The organism is Comamonas thiooxydans (genome assembly GCF_002157685.2).
Classification (GTDB): domain Bacteria; phylum Pseudomonadota; class Gammaproteobacteria; order Burkholderiales; family Burkholderiaceae_C; genus Comamonas; species Comamonas testosteroni_H.
In genome coordinates, this window is sequence record NZ_AP026738.1 from 5,357,866 (window position 1) to 5,382,344 (window position 24,479).

Genomic DNA, 24,479 nt, shown 5'->3' on the forward strand with positions numbered 1-24,479 from the left:
ACAGCTGTTGTTGAAATCGTGGTGGCGGATGGGTTCGCAGGCCTGGCCTTGCCTAGGCCTGCGGCTCCATGCGCATGGGAATGGTGACGGGGCCGTCATTGACCAGATGTACCTGCATGTCGGCAGCAAACTCACCGGTCTGCACCTGAGCGTGGGCCATCCGGGCCTGGTCCACAAAGTATTCATAGAGGCGCCGGCCTTCGTCGGGCGCGGCGGCGGCGGTAAAGCTGGGGCGATTGCCGCCTCTGGTATCGGCCGCCAGCGTGAACTGGCTGACCACCAGCAGCCCTCCGCCAATGTCCTGCAGGCTTTTGTTCATCTTTCCGGCCTCGTCGCTGAAGATGCGCAGCTTCAGCATCTTGGCCAGCAACTTGTCGGCCTCAGCCTCGGTATCGCCGCGCTCGGCACAAACCAGCGCCAGCAAGCCCTGGTCGATCTGGCCCGTAATACGGCCGTCGACCTCCACGCGCGCCTGCTTGACGCGCTGAATCACACTCATCATGTACTCAAACCTTCCTTGGCCGCGCCCTGTGCTTCGCCGCCCTGCTCTCCATCGGCCACTTCGCTGACCGTGTTCATGCCCATGGGCAGCAGCTCGATGCGGGCATACAGGCCTGGAATGGCCTGCAGCAGCGCGGCTTCAATCTCGGAGCGCAATTGTGCCGCTCGCTGCACGCTCCACTGGCCAGGAACATGCATGTGAAAGTCCACAAAGCTGCGCTCCCCCGCCTGGCGGCTGGAGATATTGTCAAAGTTCACCCCCTCGTTGCGCTTGGCATAGCCGTCCAGCAAAGTGTCAATCTTGAGACGCTGCGGCGCGTCCAGCGCCTGATCCATCAGTCCTTGCGAGGACTGCCAGACCAGTTGCACCCCCTGCACGCAGATATGCACAGCCACTGCCAGAGCCACCAGTGCATCCATCCACAGCCAGCCCGTCAAGGCCGCAGCCAGCAGCCCGACCACCACGCCCACCGAAGTCCAGACATCGGTCAGCAGATGCCGCGCATCGCCCTCCAGCGCCATGGAGCGGTACTTGCGTGAAGAGCCCAGCATGACCCAGGCCAGCAGCCCGTTGAAGACGGTGCTGAGCAGCGACAGCATCAGGCCCCAGCTCAATTGCTCCAGTGGTTGCGGGTTCCACAGCCGCGACAGCGCCGCCCAGGCAATCGCCAGGCTGGCGCCTATGACCAGCACGCCTTCGAAACCGGCCGAGAAGTACTCTGCCTTGTAATGTCCATAAGGGTGCTCGGTATCCGCCGGTCGCTTGGCCACGGTCACCATGGTCAGTGCAAACATGGCTCCGGCCAGATTCACAAAGGACTCCAGCGCATCGGACAGCAGGCCGACCGAGCCGGTCAGCCACCAGGCCAGGGTCTTGAGCACAATGGTGAGCAGTGCCACCACCACGGAGAGGCGCAGCAAATTGTGCGGCTGCAGCCATTGTGAATATGTTGAGACGTCAGATTTGGACATGTTCAGGTTCTACAGCCTCTATATCACCAAGTGCTTTGATACATCAATAGTCTTTGCAAGTTGTCTATAAAGCAACCCAGAATCCCTTATCGTGATGGACATGTCATGGTCGAGGCTGACCTGATTCCTATATAAATACTCCCAGAAAAAAGGGAGGCGCATGCCTGATACGTTGATAGCACAGCAACCGAGGGATGAGGACGCCATTCTTCGACTGGTGGCCGATACAGCGCCCGCTATGCTGGCTTATTTTGATGCCGACACACGCGCCTGTCGCTTTGCCAACGCGCGCTATGCAGAGCACTTTGGCCACACCATGCAAACCATTGTGGGCATGGATGTGCGTGACATTGTGGGCGAGCTGGTCTGGACACAGATCGAACCCTATCTGGACTCCGTGGCTGTCGACAATACTCAGACGCTGCGCTACACCCGCCAGGTCGAAAACGAGATTGGCCGGCTGCAACACATCGAGGCAGTGCTGCGCCCTCATGAGGAAAAAGGCGTACTCAAGGGCGTTGTGGCGCTGATGACCGATGTCAGCCACCACCATCTGGCGACACAGCAGATACGCGACAGCGAAGAGCGCATGCGCAAATTCGCTGCCATCACCACCGAGGCCATCGTGCTGCATCGTGACGGCATCATCACGGACGGCAATGACGCACTGGCCCGGCTGGTTGGCTACTCGCTTGGCGAGCTGCGCGGCACACCGGTTCTCGACTACGTGGCACCTGAAGCGCGCCTGCGGGCGCTGCAGAACATGCGCAGCGAGCGAGAAGATCGCCTCGAGTCCGTGATCATGCACAAGAACGGCCAGCTAATCCCCGTAGAGATAGAGGCCTGCACCATGCCTGGAGAAAAGGACAGGCATCGCATCGTCCTGCTGCGCGACCTGACCGCAAGTCTTCAGACCCGGCAGCACATGGACTATCTGACCCAGCATGACCTGCTGACACATCTGCCCAATCGAGCGCGTCTCAACCATTTGCTGGCCGACGCCATCGCCAGGGCTGCCGGCGAGCAATCACGACTGGCGGTGCTGTCGCTGGACCTGGACCAGTTCAAGGCGGTGAACGATTCGCTCAGTCATCAGGCAGGGGATCTGCTGCTGTGCGAGCTTGCAAAGCGGCTCCGAAGCACTGTGGGTGCTCAGGACATCGTGGCCCGCACCGGCAGCGACGACTTTGTGGTCGTGCTGCCCGAAAACCCCGGCCTGCTGGAGACCGAGGCCCTGCTGACGCGACTTCGGGCCACGGCAGAGGCCCCCTATCTGATCGAGGGTACCCAACTGGTGATTTCCGTGAGTGTCGGCATCGCCATGTATCCCAAGGACGGGAAATGTCCGGCGTCCCTGCTGAGCAATGCCGAGGCCGCCATGCAGATGGCCAAGAGTCGCGGCCGCAGCTTCTCCCAGTTCTACACTCCTGCACTCGAAAGCCGGGCCACACGCATGCTGATGCAGGAGCAAATGCTGCGCAACGCCGTGGAACGCGGTGAGTTCGAGCTGCATTACCAGCCGCAGACCCTCATGCAGACGGGCGAGCTTTCAGGCTTCGAAGCCCTGGTGCGCTGGAAGCACCCGCACCGCGGCCTGGTCTCACCCGACGAGTTCATCGGCTTTGCCGAAAACCGGGGGCTGATCGCAGCCGTGGACCGCTGGGTGCTCTATCAGGCCTGTCGTCAAGCCCGTGCCTGGCAGCAACAAGGCTTTCCCGCCATCCCCGTAGCCGTCAACCTGTCGGCACAGGAATTCCGCCAGCGCGATGTAGTCAAGGAAGTGTCGCAGGCACTTGCCGACACGGGGCTGGACGCCTGCTATCTGCACATCGAGGTCACAGAAACCACGCTGATGCTCTCGGGCAACCAGATGCAGCAGACTCTGCATGCCCTCAAGGCACTGGGCGTGGGGCTGGCGATCGACGATTTCGGTACCGGCTACTCGTCTCTTGCCTATCTGCGCAAGCACCCCATAGACCGCCTCAAGATCGACCGCTCGTTCGTGGCCGATCTGCCCCACAACCCGGATGCGGCCGCCATTGTCAATGCCATCGTGCAGATGGGCCGCAGCCTGCATCTGGAGATTCTGGCCGAGGGTGTGGAAAGCACTGAACAGCTGCAACTTCTGAGAGAGATGGGCTGTGCCATGATGCAAGGGTTTCTCGTGTCAGCGCCATTATCTGCCGAGCAGGCTTCGGCATGGATGTCGCAACACTGTCAACTGCTACAAAGACAATAGTGCATGGCCTCGAATACACCGACACCCTCTCATAAAAGCAGCAGCATGTTTCATACGGATGCCCCTCAGGCATTGGCCCATGTGCAGCAGCTGTACCGCGAGCAAATCGATCATCTGCGAGCTGCCATGCAGCGTTTCGTGGCGGGTGAAACTCCGGCCGCGCCCATTCATGCCTACTACCCGTTCGTACGCATCAAGACCACCACGGTGGCGCAAGCCGATACCAAGCTGACCTACGGCTTTGTGGAAGGCCCAGGCACCTACGAGGCCACGCTGACCCGGCCCGACCTGTTTTCCAGCTACTTCGGCGAGCAACTGCGCCTGCTGATCCTGCACCACCAGGTCCCCATCGAAGTAGGCCTCAGCGACAAACCCATCCCGATTCATTTCTCGTTCGCCGACAACGACCATATCGAAGGTTCGCTCTCGCCAGAGCGCCGCATGCTGATGCGCGATGTGTTCGATCTGCCCGACCTGGAATCCATGGACGACGGCATTGCCAACGGCACCTGGCGCGCGGCGGCAGGCGAGGCCCTGCCTCTGTCGCTGTTCACCGCCCCACGCGTGGATTACTCGCTGCATCGCCTGCGCCACTACACAGGCACGGCCCCTGACTGGTTTCAGAACTTCGTGCTGTTCACCAACTACCAGTTCTATATCGACGAATTCATCCGCCTGGGCCACGCCGAAATGGCCAAGGAGGACAGCGAATACATTGCCTTTGTCGAGCCCGGCAATGTGGTGACCCGCCGCGCCGGCCTGCCCGCGGAAGCCGTCGACGAACTCGGCACGGCGCCGCCGCGCTTGCCGCAGATGCCGGGATACCACCTGGTGCGCGCGGACAACAGCGGCATCACCATGGTCAATATCGGAGTGGGCCCGGCCAATGCCAAGACCATCACCGACCACATCGCCGTGCTGCGCCCTCATGCCTGGATGATGCTGGGCCATTGCGCGGGTCTGCGCAACAGCCAGCAGCTGGGCGACTATGTGCTGGCCCACGCCTATGTGCGCGAAGACCATGTGCTCGACGAAGAGCTTCCTCTATGGGTGCCGATTCCTGCGCTGGCCGAAATCCAGGTCGCGCTGCAGCAGGCCGTGGCCGATGTCACGCAAATGGAGCGTGCCGATCTCAAGCGCATCATGCGCACCGGCACCGTGGCCAGCACCGACAACCGCAACTGGGAACTGCTGCCCGACAACCTGCCCCAGCGCCGCTTCAGCCAGAGCCGAGCCGTGGCGCTGGATATGGAGTCGGCCACCATTGCCGCCAACGGCTTCCGCTTCCGCGTGCCCTATGGCACTTTGCTGTGCGTGAGCGACAAGCCGCTGCACGGCGAGATCAAGCTGCCTGGCATGGCCAACCATTTCTATCGAGAGCGTGTGGACCAGCACTTGCGCATCGGCATGCGTGCCGTCGACATACTGCGCGAAGGCGGCTCCGACCGCCTGCACAGCCGCAAGCTGCGCAGCTTTGACGAAGTGGCCTTCCAGTAAAGCCCAGCCATGCCGGAGACCGACCAGTTTTCCATGACATTGATGGTGGCCGTCAATTTGATGACGGTCGCTTTTGCACTGCCATGGTTTATGGGTCAGCAAATGAGCCGGGCAACCAGAAATGCTCAGCAATTCCTGCTTTTGCAGGGGCTGGCCTGGTTGCTCGTCTTCTGCGCCGGGCATGTACTAGCCTTCACATGGAATGCGCTGCTGTCGATCTCCAGTGCCGCTGTTGCAACCGGTGCACTGTGGCAGCTGCACAAAGCACTCAAGGGCTGGCTTGGACCTCGCAACAAGATACTCACCCGCTCCCTGGCCCTGCTGTGCCTGCTGACACTTGCGGGCGTGCTGGTTCTGATCGAGAGCAAGCCCTACCGGCTGGCCTGGTTCAATGTCAGCTACGGCTTGAGCCTTGCCACTCTGGTCTGCCTGACCTTATCGCCGCAAACCAACTCCGCCACTGCCTGGCGATATCTGCTGCTGGGTGCTGGCCTTTGCATCGCAGGCATTCTGGTCATACGCGGCTACTTCACCTTGCACGCTCCCTGGCTTCACAGCTTTGCAGAGGAACCCAGCCCACATATGCTGCTTTCGTGGCTGATCCCCATGGGTTCCGCCATTCTTTTCGTATCGATCCTGATGGCCTGCCGTGACGAAGAAGTCCGTCAGCGATCCGCAAACGCACCAGAGGACAGCCTGACCGGCCTGCCGCTGCGCCAGGCCATCAAGAACCAGGCCCGCTTCATGCTTAACAGAGCTCGGCGCGAAAGCCTGCCGCTGGCCTTGATTCTGATCGACATGGATCACTTTTCCCGGGTCAACAGCCGCCATGGCTACCAGGCCGGAAACGCGGCGCTGCAGCTCATGTCACGCACTCTGCGAAAGCAGATGCGCGGCGACGAGGTCGTGGCCAGATGGCAGGGAGAATCCTTTTGCCTGCTGATTCACGCCGACCAATTGGGTGTCAGGTCACTGCTGACTCGCATCCAGTCCGCATTCCAGATCGGCGCGCAGTACGAACTGCAGATGGATCTGGACTTCAGCGCGGGTTGTGCCCTGGTCCCCACCGCCTGGAAGAGCCTGAGCCTCAACGAGCTGGCCAGCCATGCCGGCACCGCCCTGCAACAGGCCAAGAATCAGGGCCGGGGAAGGGTGGAATGCACCACTCTGACGCCTCCGCCCGACGAGGATCATGCCCCCTCCGACCTGGCTCCGTTGACCTGATTCAGCACTCGGCCTTGATCAGATCGGCTGCCTTCTCGGCAATCATGATGGTCGGCGCATTCGTATTGCCGCTCACGATGCGCGGCATGACCGAGGCATCGACCACGCGCAGCCCCTGCACCCCATGCACCCGCAAGCGGGCATCGACCACATCCTGCGCGCCCGGCCCCATGCGACAGCTTCCCACGGGGTGATAGATGGTGTCGGCGTAATTGCGGATGAACTGCTCGATCTCCTCGTCGCTGCGCGCCCCTGCCGAATGCTCCAGCTCCCGCCCCTCGAAGCGGGCCAGCGCAGGCTGCCCGAGAATTTCGCGCATGCGGCGCACGCCGCGCACCATGCGCTGCATATCGTCGGCCTCGGCAAAAAAGGCCGGGTCTATGAGCGGCATGATGGCCGCGTCGGCAGATGCCAGCCTCACGCGCCCCCGACTCCTTGGCTGCAGCAGGCAGACATGGCAGGAATAGCCATGGCCCAGCAAGGTCTTGCGGCCATGGTCGACCAGCTTGCCCACCACAAAATGCAGCTGCAGATCGGGCACCGGCTCCTGGGGCCGGCTTCGGATAAAGCCACCGGCCTCGGCGAAATTGCTGGTCAGCATGCCCCGGCGCTCATGGCGCCAGCGGCCAATGCCCTGCCAGACATTCCTGAGACCGGCAAATGACAGGCCAAAGCTGTCCGTCATCTGCGGGCCGTCCACCACCTGCACCACATCGGGATGGTCGTGCAGATGCTCGCCCACGCCAGGCAGATGGTGGACGACATCGATGCCCAGCTGCTGCAGATGCTCACCCGGACCGATGCCCGAGAGCATCAGCAGCTGCGGCGACTGCAGTGCGCCAGCGCAGAGCAGGACCTCGCGTCGGCAGAGCAGTTGCCTGACATGCCCTCCCTGCACATATTCCACGCCAACAGCCTTGCGTCCGTCCATCAGAACCCGCTGCACCTGGGCTGAGGTGATGATTTCCAGATTGGACCGGCTGCCGCGCACCGGCGTCAGATAGGCCTTGGCCGCACTGCAGCGCTCGCCCTTGTGGTGCGTGACCTGATACAGACCCACGCCTTCCTGAGCTGCGCCGTTGAAGTCCGGGTTGTGCGCATGACCGGCCTGCACGCCCGCCCGCACAAAGGCCTGGGCCAGTGGATTCGGGTCGCAGAGATCGGAGACATGCAAGGGACCGCTGGCACCATGCAGCGCATCCGCGCCGCGTGTATTGCATTCGGCCTTCAGGAAATAAGGCAGAACATCGCTCCAGCCCCAGTCTGGATTACCCTGAGCGCTCCAATATTCATAGTCCGCAGGCTGGCCACGCAGATAGATCATGGCATTGATGGAACTGGATCCGCCCATCACCTTGCCGCGCGGCTGGTAGCCCCGTCGGCCACCGAGTCCAGGCTGCGGCACCGTGCTCATGGCCCAGTTGTAGTTTTTCTGCTTGGCCATCAGCGCCAGCCCTGCGGGGCAGTGGATGAGCACGCTTGTGTCTTCGCCGCCAGCCTCCAGCAAGGTCACGCTGACCTGCGGGTTCTCGCTGAGCCTGGCTGCCAGCACCGCACCAGCGGAGCCGCCTCCCACCACCAGATAGTCACGCATGTCCGCACTCCTTTTGCCGCAAATTCTGACCAGAGGTCTGGGACGGCGAAACGCGGAAAAACACGGTCGTGCAGAAAAAACACTGTCATCGTGATGACTCCTAACACGCCAACCATGTCCGACTAGGGTCAAACCCGGTCAGAACCGGGATAACATTTTCCCGTTCAAACGCACTTATCTGAATGGAGACAAAAATATGGCAATCCAAACCGTAGGCATCATCGGCGCGGGCACCATGGGCAATGGCATTGCGCAGGCTTGCGCCGTATCGGGCATCGACGTGGTGATGGTGGACATCTCCGACGCCGCCGTGCAAAAAGGCCTGGCCACCGTGGCCGGCAGCCTGGACCGCCTGATCAAGAAGGAAAAGATCAGCGAAGCCGACAAGAGCGCAGCGCTGGCACGCATCAAGACCTCGACCAGCTACGACGATCTGAAGTCGGCCCAGCTGGTGATCGAAGCCGCCACCGAGAACTACGAGCTCAAGGTCAAGATCCTCAAGCAGCTCGATACCCTGCTGGCACAGGACGTGATCGTTGCCACCAACACCTCGTCCATCTCCATCACCCAGCTGGCGGCCGCCACCACGCGTGCCGACAAGTTCATCGGCATGCATTTCTTCAACCCCGTGCCCATGATGGCCCTGGTGGAGATCATCCGCGGCCTGCAGACCAGCGACGCCACCCACGATGCCGTCAAGGCCCTGTCGGAAAAACTGGGCAAGTCGCCCATCACCGTCAAGAACGCTCCCGGCTTTGTGGTCAACCGCATTCTGGTGCCCATGATCAACGAGGCCTTCCAGGTGCTCAGCGAAGGCACAGCCTCGGCCGAGGACATCGACGCCGGCATGAAGCTGGGCTGCAACCAGCCGATTGGCCCGCTGGCCCTGGCCGACATGATCGGTCTGGACGTCTGCCTGGCCGTGATGGAGGTCTACCTCAAGGAATTCGGCGACAGCAAGTACCGCCCCTGCTTCCTGCTGCGCGAAATGGTGGCCGCCGGCCGTCTGGGCCGCAAGACCGGCCAGGGTGTTTACACCTACTAAATCGCAGGCCTTCAGGTCTTGTGCGCGACTGCGGCGGCTGCGACAGCCGTCTAAGGTTGCAGCAGGAGACCTGCCATGCAAATCGACCAGCCCAGCCCTCCGCCCGAGGGCTGCATTTCTTGTGAAGTCCGCGGCCATGTGCTGCTGATAGGCATCAACCGTCCGGCCAAGCGCAATGGCTGGACGCCGGCCATGTTCCAGCAACTGGGAGAGGCCTATACCCGGCTCGACGACGAGCCCGGACTGCGCGTGGGCCTGCTCCATGCTTTCGGCGAACATTTCACGGCGGGACTGGATCTGCCCGTCATCGCCGAGTTCATGAAAAGCGGCCAGAAGGTCATCCCTGCGGGTCTCGTGGAGCCTCATGACTATGGCCTGCCCGGCTACCGCCGCCGCACCAAGCCCATGGTCGCCGCCGTCAAGGGCATCTGCTTTACCGTCGGCATAGAACTGATGCTGGGCGCCGATATCGTCGTCGCGGCCGACAGCAGCCGCTTTGCACAGATGGAAGTGCAGCGCTGCATCATGCCCACGGGCGGCGCCACGCTGCGCATGCCCGAGCGCGCCGGCGTGGGCAATGCCATGCTGCATCTGCTGACCGGCGACGCCTTCGACGCGGCCGAGGCCTTGCGCTGCCACTTTGTGCAAAAAGTCGTGCCTGCGGGCCAGGAACTGGACGAGGCTTTTCGCATTGCCGAGCGCATTGCCGCCCAGGCGCCGCAGGCCGTGGTGGCCACACGCCTCAATGTCCTCAAGGCCATAGAGCTGGGCCAGGCCGCCGCCGTGGCCGACTTCATCCCCGTGCAGCAGCGCCTGGCCAACAGCGAGGACGCCGCCGAAGGGGTGCGCTCCTTCGTCGAGAAACGCCCAGCACGTTTTACCGGTCGTTAATCCCAAGTCCAAGAGGTGATGATGAGTTTGAAGTCTTTTACGCGCAAAACGCTTGTGCCATTTGCGCTGACAGCTATGGTTTCTGCGGTCCATGCACAGGCTGCCGCTCCCGCGTTGCCCGACCCGGCCAGCACCAGCGTGCAGGCCATGGGCTGGATGCAGGGCTTTCCGCCCGCTGCCGACAAGCTCATCACCTTCGACAACCCCCTGGGCAATACCTTTCCGCGCAATCGCTGGACCTTCTCGCATATCCGCGAAATCACGCCCACGGCCAATGTCTGGCGTGGCCCTGGCGCGCCCAGCGCCCTGCGCTCGGCTCCGGTCGACATCGAGCAAGTGCGCTTCAAGGTCATGGGTACAGGCGAGGAGCTGAGCTTTGCCCAGGCACTGGATCGCAACTACACCGACGGCATTCTCGTCATGCACAAGGGCCGCGTGATCTATGAGAAATATCTGGGCGCGCTGGAGCCGCAGCGCCCGCACCTGGCCATGTCGGTCACCAAGTCCTTTGTCGGCACCCTGGCCGCCCTGCTGGCCCATGAAGGCATCATCAAGCCCGAGGCACCGGTGACCGACTATCTGCCCGAGATGAAGAACACCGCCTATGGCGACGCCACGGTGCGCCAGGTGATGGACATGACGATTGGCGTGAAGTACTCCGAGAACTACGCCGATCCCAAGGCCGAAGTCTGGGACTACGCCCGCGCCGGCGGCATGATGCCCCAGGGCAAGGACTATGCCGGGCCCAGGAGCTTCTACGAATTCCTGCAGACCCTGCAGAAAGAGGGCGAGCATGACCAGGGATTTGCCTACAAGACGGTCAACGCCGAAGTCCTGGCCTGGATCGTGCGCCGCGCCAGCGGCAAGCCTCTGGCCCAGTTGCTGTCCGAGCGCATCTGGAGCCGCATCGGTGCCGAGCAGGACGCCTACTTCATGGTGGATCGCATAGGCACCGAATCGGGCGGCGGCGGCCTCAACACCACGCTGCGCGACCTGGCTCGCTTCGGCGAGCTGATGCGCAACGAAGGCCGCTCCGCCAGCGGCCAGCAGGTGCTTCCCAGGGCCGTGGTCCAGGACATCCGCCGCGGCGCCGACCCCGCCAAGTTCGTGAAGGCCGGTTATGCCACGCTGCCCGGCTGGTCGTATCGCAATATGTGGTGGGTCTCGCACAACCCCAACGGGGCCTATATGGCACGCGGCATTCACGGTCAGGCCATCTATATCGACCCCAAGGCCCAGATGGTGGTGGTGCGCTATGCCTCCCACCCGATTGCAGGCAATGCGGGCATAGACCCGACCAGCCTGCCCATGTACCAGGCTCTGGCCGATGCGCTGACCGCCCGTTAGTCACGGGACAGCTTCAGCCGCGACAGGCTCCGCTCACGGAGCCTGTTTGCATTGCACCGGACCTCTGCACTGCCTCCTGCGGCTTGGTGATCTGCAAATTAAATTGCACACAATTTAATTGTCTGCAATAATTCAACCCATGCGATCCGATGACGACCTTCTCCCCGACAGCTCCGAGCTGCTGCGCCTGGACAATCAGGTCTGCTTTGCGCTGTACTCGGCATCGCTGGCCATGACCAAGCTCTACAAACCCTTGCTGGATGCCATAGGCCTGACTTACCCTCAGTACCTGGTCATGCTGGTACTCTGGGAAGGCGACCAGCTCACGGTCTCGGAACTGGGCGAACGTCTTTATCTGGATTCAGGCACGCTGACTCCCTTGCTCAAGCGACTGGAGAGCGCAGGCCTGCTGGCACGCCAGCGCGATGCACAGGACGAGCGCCGCGTGCGCATCGCCCTCACAGATACCGGCCGGGCGCTGCGCGCCGAGGCCGAAAAAATACCTGCCTGCGTGCTGCAGAGCACGCAGTGCACCCTGCCCGAGCTGCAGGCCCTTACGGGCCAGCTCGGCACACTGCGTGCACGGCTGGCACCGCGCCGCAGCCACTCCGGCTGATACCGGGGTGACGATTTCCTCCACCCGCCCGCATTGCCGGGCAATCTCGCAAAGGAAGACACCATGGCCCAACTCGACAAGGTTCTCTACACCGCCCACGCCCACACCACCGGCGGCCGCGAAGGCGCTTCGCGCACCGATGATGGCCGTCTGGACATCCAGCTGAGCTCGCCCGGCGGCGCCGGCAAGGGCACCAACCCCGAGCAGCTGTTTGCCGCCGGTTACTCCGCCTGCTTTATCGGCGCCATGAAGGCTGTGGCCGCTCGCCAGAAGCTGACCTTGCCTGCCGACCTGTCGGTAGACGCAGAAGTCGATCTGGGCCCCGTGGGCGAAGTGTTCGGTATCGCCGTGCGCATGAAGATCAGCCTGCCCGGCATGGACAAGGCTGCGGCCCAGCAACTGGTGGACGCCGCTCACCAGGTCTGCCCCTACTCCAACGCCACGCGCGGCAATATCGGCGTGACGCTGACCATCGCCTAAAGCAGCTCAGGCCACAGGGCACCGGGCGCTGCAACATAGCGCCCGGTGTCCAGTTTGAAGACGCCTTCAAGCGTCAGCGGCCCGGCAATATCGGCCGTTGCATAGCGGGCCAGCGCCAGCTGCCTCACCTCGAAGACCGGCAAGTCCTGGCTCAGCGCCAGCAACTTGTCCACAGCCTCTCGCAGCGGTAGTCGCCTCGCATAGTGGCCCAGGGTCACATGGGGTACATAGCGCCAGCCCGGCGCGGGCTCCACGGGCACCAGCGCCGTATGCAGGCGCTGCAAGCATTCCTGCCCCCGCCCAATGCCCAGATAAGGCACGGTGGTGAAGCTGCCAGCCCTCGCGACTTGCACGGAAAAAGGGCGCAGCCGCAGGCTTTGCAGCATGGCAACATCGGCGCGCAGCGCCAGCCGGTCATATTCCCGCGCCGCATGCTCGTCCCCTCCCCCGCACAGCCCCCTATAGGCCAGCGTGATATGTGGCTGGCGCGCATGGCGCGGCAGCAAGGCATCACCAAGTCTGGATCTGGCCTGCTGCAGCAAGGACTCCAGGTCAGGGCCTTGCAGCATCACCACCCAGACGGCGCACCAGGGGCAGCCTTTGTGCCACTCGGCAAAATCCCGGTCCTCGCAGGGCTGTGAAAGTTCTTCGCTCTCTTGCATGCGGGCAGTGTGCCAGCTTCGGCCGTATGCACAGCACCTGGAAATTTTTCCCATTTTTCAGGCCGTAAAGCCAGGCCTGTCAAATGGATACAGCTATCAAATCAAAAGCAATCTTGCCGGCGTATGCGCAACCCCGTCCGACCTGGACTGGCCTGTTTGGGCCTGACAATGCAGGAATGAGCGATACACAAGACCCCTCTCACCCCTATGCGGACCTCACGCCGGACTGCGTGATCGATGCGCTGTGCAGCACGGGCCTTGTGCCGGATGGACGGCTGACGGCGCTGAGCTCCTATGAAAACCGAGTCTATCTGGCCCACCAGGACGAGGGCGACAAGATCGTCGCCAAGTTCTATCGCCCCGGCCGCTGGAGCCGTGCCCAGATCGAGGAAGAGCACGCTTTTTCCCAGGAGTTGGCGGACGGGGAGGTTCCCGTGGTTGCGCCGCTGGTGCTGCAAGGACAGACGGTGCACGAACATGCGGGCTTTCTGTTCAGCATCAGTCCCTGGCGCGGTGGACGCCGCCCCGAGCTGGACGACTGGGAGGTACTGGAATGGACAGGCCGCTTTCTGGCCCGCATCCACACCGTGGGGGCCGCCCAGCCCTTCACGCATCGCCCTGCGCTGAACCTGAAAAGCTTTGGCTACGAATCCATGCACTATCTGCTCGAACATGAGGTCGTGGCGCTCGAAGTGCGCAGCCGCTGGCAGCAGGCTTGCGACAAAGCTCTTTCATTGATAGCACCATCCGCAGATGGGTTAAGCGCTGCAGGCCATTTTGGCTTGCATTCTGCGACGCAGATTCGGCTGCATGGCGACTGCCACCCGGGAAACATTCTCTGGACGCCGCTGGATGACGAAGGCCACGGCGGCCCGCATTTTGTCGATCTGGACGATGCACGCAGCGGTCCCGCCGTGCAGGATCTGTGGATGCTGCTGTCGGGCGACCGTGGCCAGCAGACCCAGCAGTTGTCGGCCCTGCTCGAAGGCTATGAGCAGTTCCGCAGCTTCGACCGGCGCGAGCTGGCGTTGATCGAACCACTGCGCACCTTGCGCCTGCTGCATTACAGCGCCTGGCTGGCGCGCCGCTGGCAGGACCCGATCTTTGCCATCAACTTCCCCTGGTTCGGCAGCACCGACTACTGGCAGGGCCAGGTGGGCATGCTGAACGAACAGATCGAAGCCATGCAGCAGGAGCCGCTCTACGCGTAGGGCAGCCGATGCCTGCAAAGAACTAGCAGCGCCCCTGCAAACGGCATTCGGGCACGAGCTGCCCACGTGCATCGCGCCATTGCACGGCATCGCCACTCTGCGCGGGGGCCGGCTGCGGCGCGGGCTGCGCCTGCGGTGCCTGCGGGCGATTGGGGTCATGCAGCACGGTGGAGGATCCCACCCCGACACCCACGCTGGCACCGCCCACACCGGTGGACGCGCCGACGCCGGCACTACCCAGAACCTGCCCGCGCTGGTTGACGCCTACGCCCACACCGACAGGCCCGACACCCGTGCCAACGCCTGCGCTGAGACCGCCGCTGCCGAGACCCACGCCCACGGAAAACGGCCCCACCGGAATCCCGACGCCCACTCCGGCCCCGACGGAGCCGCAGGCGGGCAAGGCCAGCACCAGAGCAGCGGCGCAGACCGTACTCAGGATTCTGTGATGACCGGGCTTGATGGTGACTGGCATGGAATTCATCTCACTGACGTTTGACAGCCGCATTGTCACCGGCCGTGCCTGCAAAAAGGTTATCAATCAGTAGCTCGACCAGTGGCTTGAGAGCCAGCTTCTGAGAGCCCTCGGAGGCCAGCAGGTTGTTGTGCACCAGCGCCATCCAGAACGGGCTGGCCAGCAACTGGGCACTGCGGCTGACCGAGCGGGTCCTGAGCTCCCCCTCTTTCACGGCCAGCGCCAGCAAGTCCTGCACATAGTTCTGCCAGGCATCAAAAGCCAGCTCTTTGTACAGTCTGCCCAGCTCGGGCGCATGCTGGGCCTCGCTGAGCACCAGGCGTGCCAGCATGCCGCGCTCGCTGCTGTCCACGGCCTCCAGCGTCGGCAGCAGACTGCGGCGCAGAAAGGCACGCACCGTCTCGCCCTTGCGGCGCCTGAGCGGTTGATAGACGGTCGAATGCCGCAGCGCATGCTCCACCACGCCCCGCAGCAACTCGTCCTTGGAGGGGTAGTAGAGATACAGCGTGCCCTTGGCCACCTGCGCGCGGCAGGCAATGCGCTCCATGGTGCTGCGGGCCACGCCGCACTCCACGAACTCGGCCAGTGCGGCCTCCGCAATCTGCTGACGCGTCTGTGCCGTCTTGTCGAGACTCGGGCCACGCGTGCGCCGCTGACGCTTTGCCTGGGTGCCGATATCCGGGTCTGCGCAAGGGGCAGCCGCTGCGCCATTCGCCATGCGCTGAAATCCTTTTCTAGAATTCATAAAATTGACCAAATAGTCATTTTTAATAATTCTAGGTCAAGCCGACTTGCCCACACCGGACATGCGGATGACTGCCCCACCAATGCTTTCCCAATGCAATCCCGTCTGAGTCCCTATGCCTGGGTGTGCTTTTCCATGTGCGTCGGCGTCATGGGAACGGCGCTTGCCAGCCCGCTCTACCCGCTCTACCAGCAGGCCTGGGGGCTGCAGCCCAGCCATATCACGCAAATTTTCGTGACCTATATGCTGGGCGCCTTGATCAGCCTGCTGTTTCTGGGCCGTCTGACCAACCTCTTCGGTTTTCTCAAAGTGCTGCGCCTGGGACTGATGGTGATGACCGTGGGCGTCATCGGCTCGGCCCTGTCCTGGAATGCCTGGAGCCTGGGTGCTTCCCGCTTCATCATCGGCCTGGCCTCGGGCCTGATCACCACCTCGGCCTCCATAGGCATGACCCAACTCAACAACAAGGGGGACCTGCAGCGTGCGGCTGCGACCACCAGCCTGACGATTGCCTTCGGCTTCGGCCTGGGGCCCGTGGTGGGCGGCCTGATGGCGCAATGGGTGCCATTCCCCCTGGTCAGCAGCTATCTGCCGCCCATCGCACTGAGCTTTCTGGGCATCCATGCACTGTTCAAGATCCAGCTACCGGCGGCCAGTACGCCCGTCCACAACGCACCCGGCCTGACGCTGAAAGATGTTCTGCCCAGCATCTCACAGCCGCGCAAGCCTTTTCTCTATCACTATGCGCTGGGCTGCATGGCGGCGTTTTCCGCCTTCGGCATGTTCAGCCTGTTTGCTGCCATGGCCCCCAGCTTCATGGCCCAGATGCTGCCCTGGCATGGACCTGCGGTCTCGGGCCTGTCCATCGGCGTCATCCTGTTTCTGTCGGCCGGCATCCAGCTGATCGCCCGGCCCTATCCCACCAAGCGACTGATCATCATCGGCTTCTTCGCCCTGGCGGCGACCAATGCCCTGCTGGTTCTCAATCTGTTTGCCGGCTCGCCATGGCTGTTCGCACTGAGTGTGCTGAGCATGTCCTGCGGACATGCACTGTGCAATCTGTCGGGCATGGCCGTGGTCAACAAGGTCTCCAAACCCGTCAACCGCACAGGCCTGCTGTCCACCTATCTGGTCGCGGGCTATGTGGGCACCATCGTCCCCATCCTGGGCATGGGCTGGCTGTCCGACCATATCGGGCTGACGGGCGCATTGATAGCCTTCTGTGCCTGTCTGGGTCTGCTGTCGGCGCTGCTGGGCGTCATCAGCGCACGGGCACGCGTGCTGCCCGTGCCGCGCCAGTAGGCCTGGCTATCTGAAATGCGGGCCGGCTCCCTGCGCCGCCAGACAGTCATGGTCGTTGCGCAGCGGGCAGGCCTGCAGAGACAGGCAGCCGCAGCCTATGCAGGAGTCGAGCTGATCCCTGAGCAGGGTCAGCATCGCGATGCGTGCATCGAGCTGTGCCTGCCAATGCAAGGACAGGCGGCTCCAGTCGGCCTTGCCGGGCACGCGGTTGGCCGGCAGGTGGGCCAGTGCCTGCGCAATCTCGGCCAGGGGCACGCCCATGCGCTGGGCCACCTTGATCACGGCCACCCGCCTCAGCACCGCTCGCGCATAGCGGCGCTGGTTGCCTGCGGTGCGCGCACTCTCGATCAGACCCTGCTTCTCATAGAAATGCAGGGCCGATACCGCCACCCCGCTGCGGCTGGCGACCTCTCCCACACTGAGATCCGGCATTCCCTCAACCTCGGCCACCAGGCCGCTGCCGCATTCATTCATATCGCCTGCCTCTTCACACTGCACAGTCATCTCCCGCTGCTTCCCGTTGTCCCTGCCTGGCCGCCATGACCGCAATCCTGTGTGGTCATACAAACCGCTTGACCTCAAGCTTAGTTGAGGTTGAACAATTCCAGCGGCTTCCGGAACAAAGGCCTGCCGCTGGCGGGCCCTGCCGGAGCTGCCTTGCCTGAAAGACTTTCATGGACGCCAAGCCCAGTTTCATTGCCCAATCCCCTTCCCCGCAACCACGCTATCTGCAGCCCGCCGGGCTCTATGACAGCCTGCCCAATGGCTACACCCACGTGGTCACCGTCCAGGAGCCGCTGCGCTGGCTCTTCGTCTCGGGCCAGGGCGGAGAAAATGCTCTGGCCGAGCTGCCAGACAGCTTTGCCCAGCAGGCTGTGCAGGCTCTGGCCAATGTCAAGACCGCCCTGGCCGCCGGTGGCGCGGACATGAGCCATGTACTCAAGCTCACCGTGCTCATCGTCGATCATTCGCTGGAGCGCTTCGAGCACTGGCAAAGCGCAGTGAGACAGCATTGGGGCAGCGGTGAGCCCGGCGACAGACGGCCGCGCTTTCCGGCCTGCACGCTGATTCCCGTGCCCAAGCTGGCCCTGCCCGGCATGCTGATCGAGGTGGAGGCCACGGCGGCCCTGCCCATGGCGATGGGCGCCAAAGCCGCCACTCCCGCCTGACCCCTTCGCACCTGAGCGCCTCATGAAAACCACAACACCAGCGGCCACCACAGTCCTCTCCAGAACCACCCTGCTGCTCATGGCCACGGCCTGTGGTCTGTGCGCCGGAGCCAATTATTTCAACCAGCCCTTGCTCAACTCCATGGTCCAGCATCTGCGGATCAGCGATGCCCAGGCCTCCAGCACCGTGACCATGGCCCAGGTCTCCTATGGCCTGGGACTGCTGTTTCTGGTGCCGCTGGGCGATATGCTGGAGCGCCGCCGCCTGGTTCTGACCCTGATGCTGCTGGCCGCCTGCGGCATGCTGCTGTCGGGCATCAGCGGCCTGGCCGGCAGCTTCGCGCTGCTCGCCGCCGGCACCCTGATGGCCGGCGTGTTCTCGGTGGCCGCCCAGGTGCTGGTGCCCATGGCCGCCACCTTTGCCGCCCCTGGCGCCAGCGGGCGTGCCGTCGGCCTGGTCATGAGCGGCCTGCTGATCGGCATTCTGGCCTCGCGCAGCGTGGCGGGGATTCTGTCCGATCTGGGCGGCTGGAGCACCGTCTACTGGGTGGGGGCCATCAGCACCGCCTTCATGGCCGTGCTGCTGGCACGGGCCCTGCCCAAGGCGGCTCCCACCGCTCCCGTCAGCTATGGCGAAGTCATGAAGTCCCTGGGGGACTTGCTGCGCAAGCATCCGCGCTTGCGCAGCCGTGCGCTGATTGGCGGCACCGGCTTTGCCACCGTGAGCGTGCTGTTCTCCACCATGGCGCTGCTGCTGGCCGGGCCGGGCTTTGAACTCTCGGACCTGATGATCGGCCTGATAGGCATCGTGGGCATTGCCGGCGCGCTGATGGCCAATGTGGCCGGACGCATGGCCGACAAGGGACTGGAGCAGTCCGCCACGCTGGCCGGCGCCATTCTGATGCTGCTGGGCTGGCTGTGCCTGTGGCTGGGCGGCAGCAGCATCTGGTGGTTTCTGCTGGGTCTGCTGGTGGTCGACGGCGCCTTGCAGGCCCTGCACATCAGCAACCAGAACGTGGTCTATGCATTGGCGCCCGAGGCCCGCTCGCGCATCAATGCCGTCTATATGACCACGTACTTTCTCGGCGCCTCGCTCGGCTCGGCTCTGGGCTCGTGGGCCTGGCTGGCCCATGGCTGGACCGGCACCAGCCTCATGGGCGGCCTGCTGGGACTGCTCACTCTGGCCACGGTGCTCTGGGATCGCAGCCTGCTGGCGCGTTCACGCAGCTAATCCATTTTGATAGCTGGTCGCGCCCTACCCATAAGCGATACAGCCAGAAATCATAAAAAATCCCCGCAGAGCCACCACTCTGCGGGGATTTTTATCGGGGTAACCGAACCGCTCAGGCCAGCAGCGCGTTCACACGCTTGACATAGGCCGCCGGATCTTCGGGCATGCCGCCCTCGGCCAGCACGGCCTGGTCGAACAGAATCTGGGCCAGATCGTTGAAGTGGACGGAGCCGTCCAGCTTCTTGACCAGGGCGTGATCGGGGTTCACCTCCAGCACCGGCTTGGACTCGGGCGCGGCCTGGCCGGCCTGCTTGAGCAGGCGGGCCAGTTGCAGGCTCATGCCGCCGTCACTGACCACCAGACAGGCGGGTGAGTCGACCAGGCGGCTGGTGGCGCGCACGTCTTCGGCACGGTCCTTGAGTGCTTCCTTGAGCTTGGCCAGCACGGGCTTGAAGGCCTCGGCGGCTTCCTCGGCAGCCTTCTTCTCTTCCTCGTTCTGCAGCTTGCCCAGATCCACGGCACCCTTGGCCACGGATTGCAGCGGCGTGCCGTCAAAGTCGTTCAGATAGTTGAGCGCCCACTCGTCCACGCGATCGGTCATCAGCAGGACTTCGATGCCCTTCTTCTTGAACACTTCCAACTGCGGGCTGTTCTTGGCCGCAGCCAGGGTGTCGGCCGTGATGTAGTAGATCGCGTCCTGACCTTCCTTCATGCGTGCCTTGTAGTCGGCAAACGAGGTGTTCAGGCCTTCGTGCGTGGTGGAGGCGAAACGCAGCAGCTTGGCAATGCGATCCTTGTTGCCGAAGTCCTCGCCCAGGCCTTCCTTGAGCACGGCGCCGAACTCGTTGTAGAACTGCGTGAACTTGCCTTCCTTGGCCTTGTCCTCTTCGCTGACGACATCCTGTACGCCATCGGCAGCCTCTGCCGCGGCTTCGTGCCTGTCGTGCCGTGCCAGGTCTTCCAGCATCGAAAGCACGCGCTTGGCCGAGCCGTCGCGGATCAGGCGCACATCGCGGCTTTCCTGCAGCAGCTCGCGGCTCACGTTCAGCGGCAGGTCGGCAGAGTCGATCACGCCCTTCACAAAGCGCAGATACTGGGGCATCAGCGCTTCTGCATCGTCCATGATGAAGACGCGCTTCACATAGAGCTTGATGCCGGCGTGCTTGTCACGCTGGTACAGGTCGAACGGGGCCTTGGCGGGGATGTACAGCAGCTGCGTGTACTCGGTATTGCCTTCGACGCGGTTGTGGCTCCAGGTCAGCGGGTCCTCGAAGTCATGGCTGATGGCCTTGTAGAACTCCTTGTACTGCTCTTCCGTGATGTCCTTCTTGGCCCGGGTCCACAGGGCGCTGGCCTTGTTCACGGTTTCCCATTCGCCGGTCTTGACCATCTCGCCGGGCTGATCGTTCTCGCCTTCCTTCCACTCTTCCTTTTCCATCAGGATGGGCAGGCTGATGTGGTCGGAGTATTTGGAGATGACCTGCTTGAGCTTGTAGCCGTTGAGAAACTCCTCGGCGTCGTCACGCAGGTGCAGGATGATGCTGGTGCCGCGCTGGGCGCGTTCGATCTGCTCGATCTCGAAGTCGCCCGTGCCGCCGCTGATCCAGCGCACGCCCTCTGAAGCAGGTGCACCGGCGCGGCGGGTTTCCACGGTGATCTTGTCGGCCACGATGAAGCCCGAGTAAAAGCCGACGCCAAACTGGCCGATCAGTTGCGAGTCCGCCTTCTGGTCGCCGCTGAGCTTTTCCATGAAAGCCTTGGTGCCGCTCTTGGCAATCGTGCCCAGATTGTCGATGGCTTCCTGCTCGCTCATGCCGATGCCGGTATCGGTGATGGTCAGCGTGCGGGCAGCCTTGTCGAAGGAGACGCGCACTTCCAGCTCGGGCTGATCGCCGTAGAGGCTGGCGTCGCCCAGCGCTTCAAAACGCAGCTTGTCGCAAGCATCCGAAGCATTGGAGATCAGCTCGCGCAGGAAGATTTCCTGGTTGGAATACAGCGAATGCGTGACCAGGTGCAGCAGCTGGGCCACTTCGGCCTGGAAGGAATGGGTTTGCTTTGTCATGTCTTTGTGAGCGAAAAACTGAAGTCAAAAGCCGCCCGGAGATCCTCTCAAGGCGATTCGCAGTCATAGCTAGGGCCTGCCCCTGATATTTCAAGGGCTATTCGGGCAAGAAAAAAGCGCAAGCGCTTATTCAAAAAGAATAGCTACTTGCGCTTATCAATAAAGGACCAGAGGCCAATTTCACTCAAAACCGGCATCACCCTAACCGAGGGGCAGCGAGCAAGAGCCGCCTCGCGGCGAAGCTGCCCGTCCCCCTTGGGGGAAGCGGCAAAGCCGCTCAGGGGGTATCAAAAGCTCTCGTGTGGAGCCAGATAGCGCCATTGGCCGGTGGGCAGATTGCCCAGGGTCACGCCGCCGATGCGGATGCGCTTGAGGCCCACGACCTTGAGGCCGACCTGCTCGCACATGCGGCGAATCTGGCGCTTCTTGCCTTCGGTCAGCACAAAGCGCAGCTGCTCGGGGTTCTGCCAGTCCACCTGGGCCGGCTTGAGCGGCTGCTCGTCCAGCGACAGGCCGTGGCGCAGCAGGGCCAGCTTTTCCTCGGGGAAGACGGACTGCACATCCACGTCGCGATCGCCGAAGGTCACTCGCACCAGGTATTCCTTGTCGACTTCCGAGTCCTCGCCAATGATCTGGCGCGCCACGCGGCCGTCCTGCGTCAGCACCAGCAGCCCCACGGAGTCGATGTCCAGACGGCCGCAGGGAGCCAGGCCCTTGAGCTGGCTGAAGTTGAAGCGCGTCTTGCTGCGGTCTTCGTTCCAGCGGTTCTCGTTGGTGATCAGCACCACGGCGGGCTCATGGCCGTCCTCGGCCTGACCGCTGACATAGCCCATGGGCTTGTTCAGCAGGATGGTGACCTGCTGGTCCTGCCGCTCCTGAGCCTTCTGGTCGATCTCGATCCTGTCGCCGGGCACCACGTTCTGGCCCATGGTTGCGACTTCGCCGTTGACCGTGACCCAGCCGTTTTCCACCCACTCATCGGCTTCGCGACGCGAGCACATGCCCATGTCGGCAATGCGCTTGTTGATGCGCACGGCACCGGGACGGTCGTCCTGGCGCGCCTCCACTTCGGGCGCACGCTTGACGGGAATTGCGCGGTCCGAGCCATCGGCTGCGGGGCGATAGGTACGAATGCCGGTCGTGGGACGGCGTGTAGCCTCCGACACAAACGAGCCCGGAATATGACGCTTTTCAGGCTCGCCACCACGCTCGTCGCGACGTTCGCCACGGCGCTCGTCGTTGCGGCGGTCGCTACCGCGGCGGTCGTCACCGCGACGGTCGTCACGATCAAAGGAACGGCCTTCGGGACGGTCACCGTAGCCACGGTTCTGCGGACGATCACCAAAGTCGCGGCCTTGCGGGCGATCACCACCACGGCGCTCGCCATCACGGGGCTGGTATTCGCGGCGTTCGCCACCTTCGGAGCGGTCTGGACGGCCAAAACCACGGTTTTGCGGACGGTCACCAAAGTCACGACCTTGAGGACGCTCATCGCGGCGGCCTTCAAAGCGATCACCGCCACGACGTTCGCCGTCGCGTGGACGGAATTCACGGCGCTCGCCGCCTTCGGAGCGCTCAAAACGGCCCTGTTCAGGACGGCCAAAACCGGACGAACGTGGACGGTCACCAAAGTCACGACCGCCTTGCGGACGGTCATCACGGCGGTCGTCACGAGGACGGAATTCACGACGCTCGCCGCCTTCGGAGCGCTCAAAGCGGCCCTGGTCGGGGCGGCCAAAACCGGACGAACGTGGACGGTCACCAAAGTCACGGCCGCCTTGAGGGCGATCATCACGGCGGTCGTCACGAGGACGGAACTCGCGGCGCTCGCCACCGCGATCACCGTCACGGGACTCGCCATAGGGGCGGAAACCACGGTCACCGCCGCCAAAGCGACGTTCGCCGCCTTCGGCAAAGCGGTCATCGCGATCAGTGCGGGGACGGCGCTCGTCGCGCTGCGAGAAACCGCCGCGACGCTCACCGTCGTCACGAGCAGGGCGGCCGCCATCGGGGCGACCAAAGCCGGAAGCGCGGGGGCGCTCGTCGCGCTCACGCTGAGGGCGTGCGCCACGCTCGCCACGCGGGCCTTCGCCGCGCGGGCCACGATCGGTGCCGCCAGCAGGCCTGGAGCCACGGGCTGCCGCAGGCTTTTCGGCCTTGGCTGGCTTGGCCGGTGCACGCAAAACAGGGCGCGCCGACGAGGAATCCGAAGGCGCGGAGGATTTGCCAGCACCAGGGGCGCCGGACTCTTTAGGAGGTTTGACTGACATTTGGGCGTAATTGTCTCGCGACGCGCGGGCGCGAGGCGAGAGTTATCCACAATTCCAGCGCGGAGCTAGGTTATAGGACGTCCCTCAGGCAAGCGCCTTGCGCGACGCACAGAACTCACCATGCCGCAGCGCTTCCAGGTCCAGTACGCGCAGGCCGCCATACTCGATCTGGATCACGCGCTCGCGCTGCAGCACGGACAAGGCCTCGTTCACACGCTGACGTGACAGGCCGACCAGATTGGCCAGCTCCTGCTGGGTGATGCGCAGAATCTGCCCCACACCGGGATAGAGCAAGGGGTTGAACAAGGCTGCCAGAGTGCGCGCCACGCGCAGATCAGGGTTGCTCATGCGGTCGATCTCGCGCGCCGCGATGAACTGGCCCAGACGCTCATTGAGCTGGTTCATCACAAAACGATTGAAGCCTATGGAGTGATCAAGCAGCCAGTGGAACATGTCGATGGGCAGGCCCCCCACAACAGTCTTGCGAATGGCCTGCACGTTGTAGCGATAGGGCTCGCGCTTGATGACCGTTCCCTCGCCAAACCAACCGCCGGGAGGCAGGCCGGCCAGCGTCATGCTGACTCCGTCGGCGCTTTCGGTATTCATCTTGAGCAGACCGTCGACCACGCCAAACCAGTAGGTAGGCGGACGACCGGTGCGACAGACATAGTCGCCGGGCTCGGCATCGCCGACAAGCAGCACGCGTGCCACGTTTTCACGTTCTATGGGCAACAGAACAGGCCACCAGGGAATGCCATCGAGTTCTGAGCTCAAAGGCTTTCGCCGCCTTTGATGCAGGGACAGTTCTTGACTCATGCCCAGAAGCATTGCCAAAGCCGCGCTGGCGCAACAGCGGGATTTCCACGAGGCAGCAAATGCGCCATTTTCAGCAGCATTTGTTACAGCGGATTTCCACTATGCAGGCTTTCCCTCAAATTGTCGTCAA

The 24,479-nt window shown here is 63.1% G+C and carries 22 protein-coding genes; 12 read left to right on the plus strand and 10 right to left on the minus strand.

The annotated features are described in order from the left end of the window. Nucleotides 1-52: 52 nt before the first annotated feature. Both dtd and CTR2_RS24950 read right to left on the minus strand, forming a co-directional pair. Nucleotides 53-502, minus strand: a complete 450-nt coding sequence (dtd, locus tag CTR2_RS24945) for a D-aminoacyl-tRNA deacylase (RefSeq protein WP_087080155.1) — start codon at nucleotides 500-502, stop codon at nucleotides 53-55. Continuing rightward, the gene (locus tag CTR2_RS24950) at nucleotides 499-1,473 is read right to left on the minus strand and encodes a cation diffusion facilitator family transporter (protein ID WP_087080153.1); all 975 of its coding nucleotides are present in this window, start codon (nucleotides 1,471-1,473) and stop codon (nucleotides 499-501) included. The genes dtd and CTR2_RS24950 overlap by 4 nt, the downstream gene beginning before the upstream one ends. Before the next feature lie 160 nt (nucleotides 1,474-1,633). Between CTR2_RS24950 and CTR2_RS24955 the strand changes: the two genes are divergently transcribed. From CTR2_RS24955 to CTR2_RS24965, 3 genes are read left to right on the plus strand one after another with little or no spacing between them, the layout of a single operon-like run. Further along, the gene (locus CTR2_RS24955) at nucleotides 1,634-3,712 is read left to right on the plus strand and encodes a putative bifunctional diguanylate cyclase/phosphodiesterase (protein WP_087080151.1); all 2,079 of its coding nucleotides are present in this window, start codon (nucleotides 1,634-1,636) and stop codon (nucleotides 3,710-3,712) included. 45 nt (nucleotides 3,713-3,757) lie between these two features. Next, nucleotides 3,758-5,209: an AMP nucleosidase gene (locus CTR2_RS24960; RefSeq protein WP_034373561.1), complete on the plus strand. Its 1,452-nt coding sequence runs from the start codon at nucleotides 3,758-3,760 to the stop codon at nucleotides 5,207-5,209. 9 nt (nucleotides 5,210-5,218) lie between these two features. Further along, a complete protein-coding gene (locus tag CTR2_RS24965; protein WP_087080149.1) occupies nucleotides 5,219-6,433 on the plus strand; it encodes a GGDEF domain-containing protein in 1,215 nt (404 codons plus the stop codon). Nucleotide 6,434: 1 nt separating this feature from the next. Here the strand turns inward: CTR2_RS24965 and CTR2_RS24970 are convergent, their stop codons facing one another. Continuing rightward, nucleotides 6,435-8,027, minus strand: coding sequence for a GMC family oxidoreductase (locus CTR2_RS24970; RefSeq protein WP_087080147.1), 1,593 nt, complete (start codon nucleotides 8,025-8,027; stop codon nucleotides 6,435-6,437). A gap of 196 nt (nucleotides 8,028-8,223) precedes the next feature. On the opposite strand from CTR2_RS24970, the gene CTR2_RS24975 reads away from it, so the two are divergent. The 5 genes from CTR2_RS24975 to CTR2_RS24995 all read left to right on the plus strand — a co-directional run bounded on the left by CTR2_RS24975 (nucleotide 8,224) and on the right by CTR2_RS24995 (nucleotide 12,406). Then, a complete protein-coding gene (locus tag CTR2_RS24975; protein ID WP_087080145.1) occupies nucleotides 8,224-9,072 on the plus strand; it encodes a 3-hydroxybutyryl-CoA dehydrogenase in 849 nt (282 codons plus the stop codon). 75 nt (nucleotides 9,073-9,147) lie between these two features. Further along, on the plus strand, nucleotides 9,148-9,963 hold the full coding sequence (locus CTR2_RS24980; protein ID WP_087080143.1) for a crotonase/enoyl-CoA hydratase family protein: 816 nt from the start codon (nucleotides 9,148-9,150) through the stop codon (nucleotides 9,961-9,963). Between the two features lie 21 nt (nucleotides 9,964-9,984). Next, nucleotides 9,985-11,310, plus strand: coding sequence for a serine hydrolase domain-containing protein (locus CTR2_RS24985; protein ID WP_176391574.1), 1,326 nt, complete (start codon nucleotides 9,985-9,987; stop codon nucleotides 11,308-11,310). A 139-nt stretch (nucleotides 11,311-11,449) separates the two neighbouring features. Then, complete coding sequence (locus CTR2_RS24990; protein ID WP_087080139.1) at nucleotides 11,450-11,926, plus strand: MarR family winged helix-turn-helix transcriptional regulator; 477 nt, start codon at nucleotides 11,450-11,452, stop codon at nucleotides 11,924-11,926. A gap of 63 nt (nucleotides 11,927-11,989) precedes the next feature. Beyond that, the gene (locus tag CTR2_RS24995) at nucleotides 11,990-12,406 is read left to right on the plus strand and encodes an organic hydroperoxide resistance protein (protein WP_087080137.1); all 417 of its coding nucleotides are present in this window, start codon (nucleotides 11,990-11,992) and stop codon (nucleotides 12,404-12,406) included. On the opposite strand, the gene CTR2_RS25000 is transcribed toward CTR2_RS24995, so the two are convergent. After that, complete coding sequence (locus CTR2_RS25000; protein ID WP_087080135.1) at nucleotides 12,403-13,068, minus strand: 2'-5' RNA ligase family protein; 666 nt, start codon at nucleotides 13,066-13,068, stop codon at nucleotides 12,403-12,405. The two genes, CTR2_RS24995 and CTR2_RS25000, sit on opposite strands and share 4 nt — an antisense overlap. Nucleotides 13,069-13,244: 176 nt before the next feature. Here CTR2_RS25000 and CTR2_RS25005 point away from each other — a divergent pair, with 176 nt between their 5' ends. Next, a complete protein-coding gene (locus CTR2_RS25005) occupies nucleotides 13,245-14,279 on the plus strand; it encodes a serine/threonine protein kinase (RefSeq protein WP_087080133.1) in 1,035 nt (344 codons plus the stop codon). Nucleotides 14,280-14,301: 22 nt separating this feature from the next. Here CTR2_RS25005 and CTR2_RS25010 read toward each other — a convergent pair whose 3' ends face one another. Together CTR2_RS25010 and CTR2_RS25015 are read right to left on the minus strand one after the other, a co-directional pair. Further along, the gene (locus CTR2_RS25010) at nucleotides 14,302-14,754 is read right to left on the minus strand and encodes a hypothetical protein (RefSeq protein WP_087084417.1); all 453 of its coding nucleotides are present in this window, start codon (nucleotides 14,752-14,754) and stop codon (nucleotides 14,302-14,304) included. Nucleotides 14,755-14,764: 10 nt separating this feature from the next. Beyond that, nucleotides 14,765-15,472 carry a TetR/AcrR family transcriptional regulator gene (locus tag CTR2_RS25015; protein ID WP_087080132.1) on the minus strand — a complete coding sequence of 236 codons (708 nt, stop codon included), beginning with the start codon at nucleotides 15,470-15,472 and terminating at the stop codon, nucleotides 14,765-14,767. Nucleotides 15,473-15,592: 120 nt separating this feature from the next. On the opposite strand from CTR2_RS25015, the gene CTR2_RS25020 reads away from it, so the two are divergent. Continuing rightward, nucleotides 15,593-16,801: an MFS transporter gene (locus CTR2_RS25020; RefSeq protein ID WP_087080130.1), complete on the plus strand. Its 1,209-nt coding sequence runs from the start codon at nucleotides 15,593-15,595 to the stop codon at nucleotides 16,799-16,801. A 6-nt stretch (nucleotides 16,802-16,807) separates the two neighbouring features. Here CTR2_RS25020 and soxR read toward each other — a convergent pair whose 3' ends face one another. Next, nucleotides 16,808-17,275: a redox-sensitive transcriptional activator SoxR gene (gene soxR, locus CTR2_RS25025; RefSeq protein ID WP_087084416.1), complete on the minus strand. Its 468-nt coding sequence runs from the start codon at nucleotides 17,273-17,275 to the stop codon at nucleotides 16,808-16,810. Nucleotides 17,276-17,475: 200 nt separating this feature from the next. Here soxR and CTR2_RS25030 point away from each other — a divergent pair, with 200 nt between their 5' ends. Further along, on the plus strand, nucleotides 17,476-17,970 hold the full coding sequence (locus CTR2_RS25030) for a RidA family protein (protein ID WP_087080128.1): 495 nt from the start codon (nucleotides 17,476-17,478) through the stop codon (nucleotides 17,968-17,970). A 22-nt stretch (nucleotides 17,971-17,992) separates the two neighbouring features. Next, a complete protein-coding gene (locus CTR2_RS25035; protein ID WP_087080125.1) occupies nucleotides 17,993-19,201 on the plus strand; it encodes an MFS transporter in 1,209 nt (402 codons plus the stop codon). 112 nt (nucleotides 19,202-19,313) lie between these two features. Here CTR2_RS25035 and htpG read toward each other — a convergent pair whose 3' ends face one another. The 3 genes from htpG to CTR2_RS25050 form a co-directional block, all read right to left on the minus strand. Next, nucleotides 19,314-21,263: a molecular chaperone HtpG gene (gene htpG / locus CTR2_RS25040; protein WP_087080123.1), complete on the minus strand. Its 1,950-nt coding sequence runs from the start codon at nucleotides 21,261-21,263 to the stop codon at nucleotides 19,314-19,316. Nucleotides 21,264-21,550: 287 nt separating this feature from the next. Next, on the minus strand, nucleotides 21,551-23,533 hold the full coding sequence (locus CTR2_RS25045; protein ID WP_254913202.1) for a pseudouridine synthase: 1,983 nt from the start codon (nucleotides 23,531-23,533) through the stop codon (nucleotides 21,551-21,553). 84 nt (nucleotides 23,534-23,617) lie between these two features. After that, nucleotides 23,618-24,349 carry a Crp/Fnr family transcriptional regulator gene (locus tag CTR2_RS25050; protein ID WP_003068662.1) on the minus strand — a complete coding sequence of 244 codons (732 nt, stop codon included), beginning with the start codon at nucleotides 24,347-24,349 and terminating at the stop codon, nucleotides 23,618-23,620. Nucleotides 24,350-24,479 lie beyond the last annotated feature (130 nt).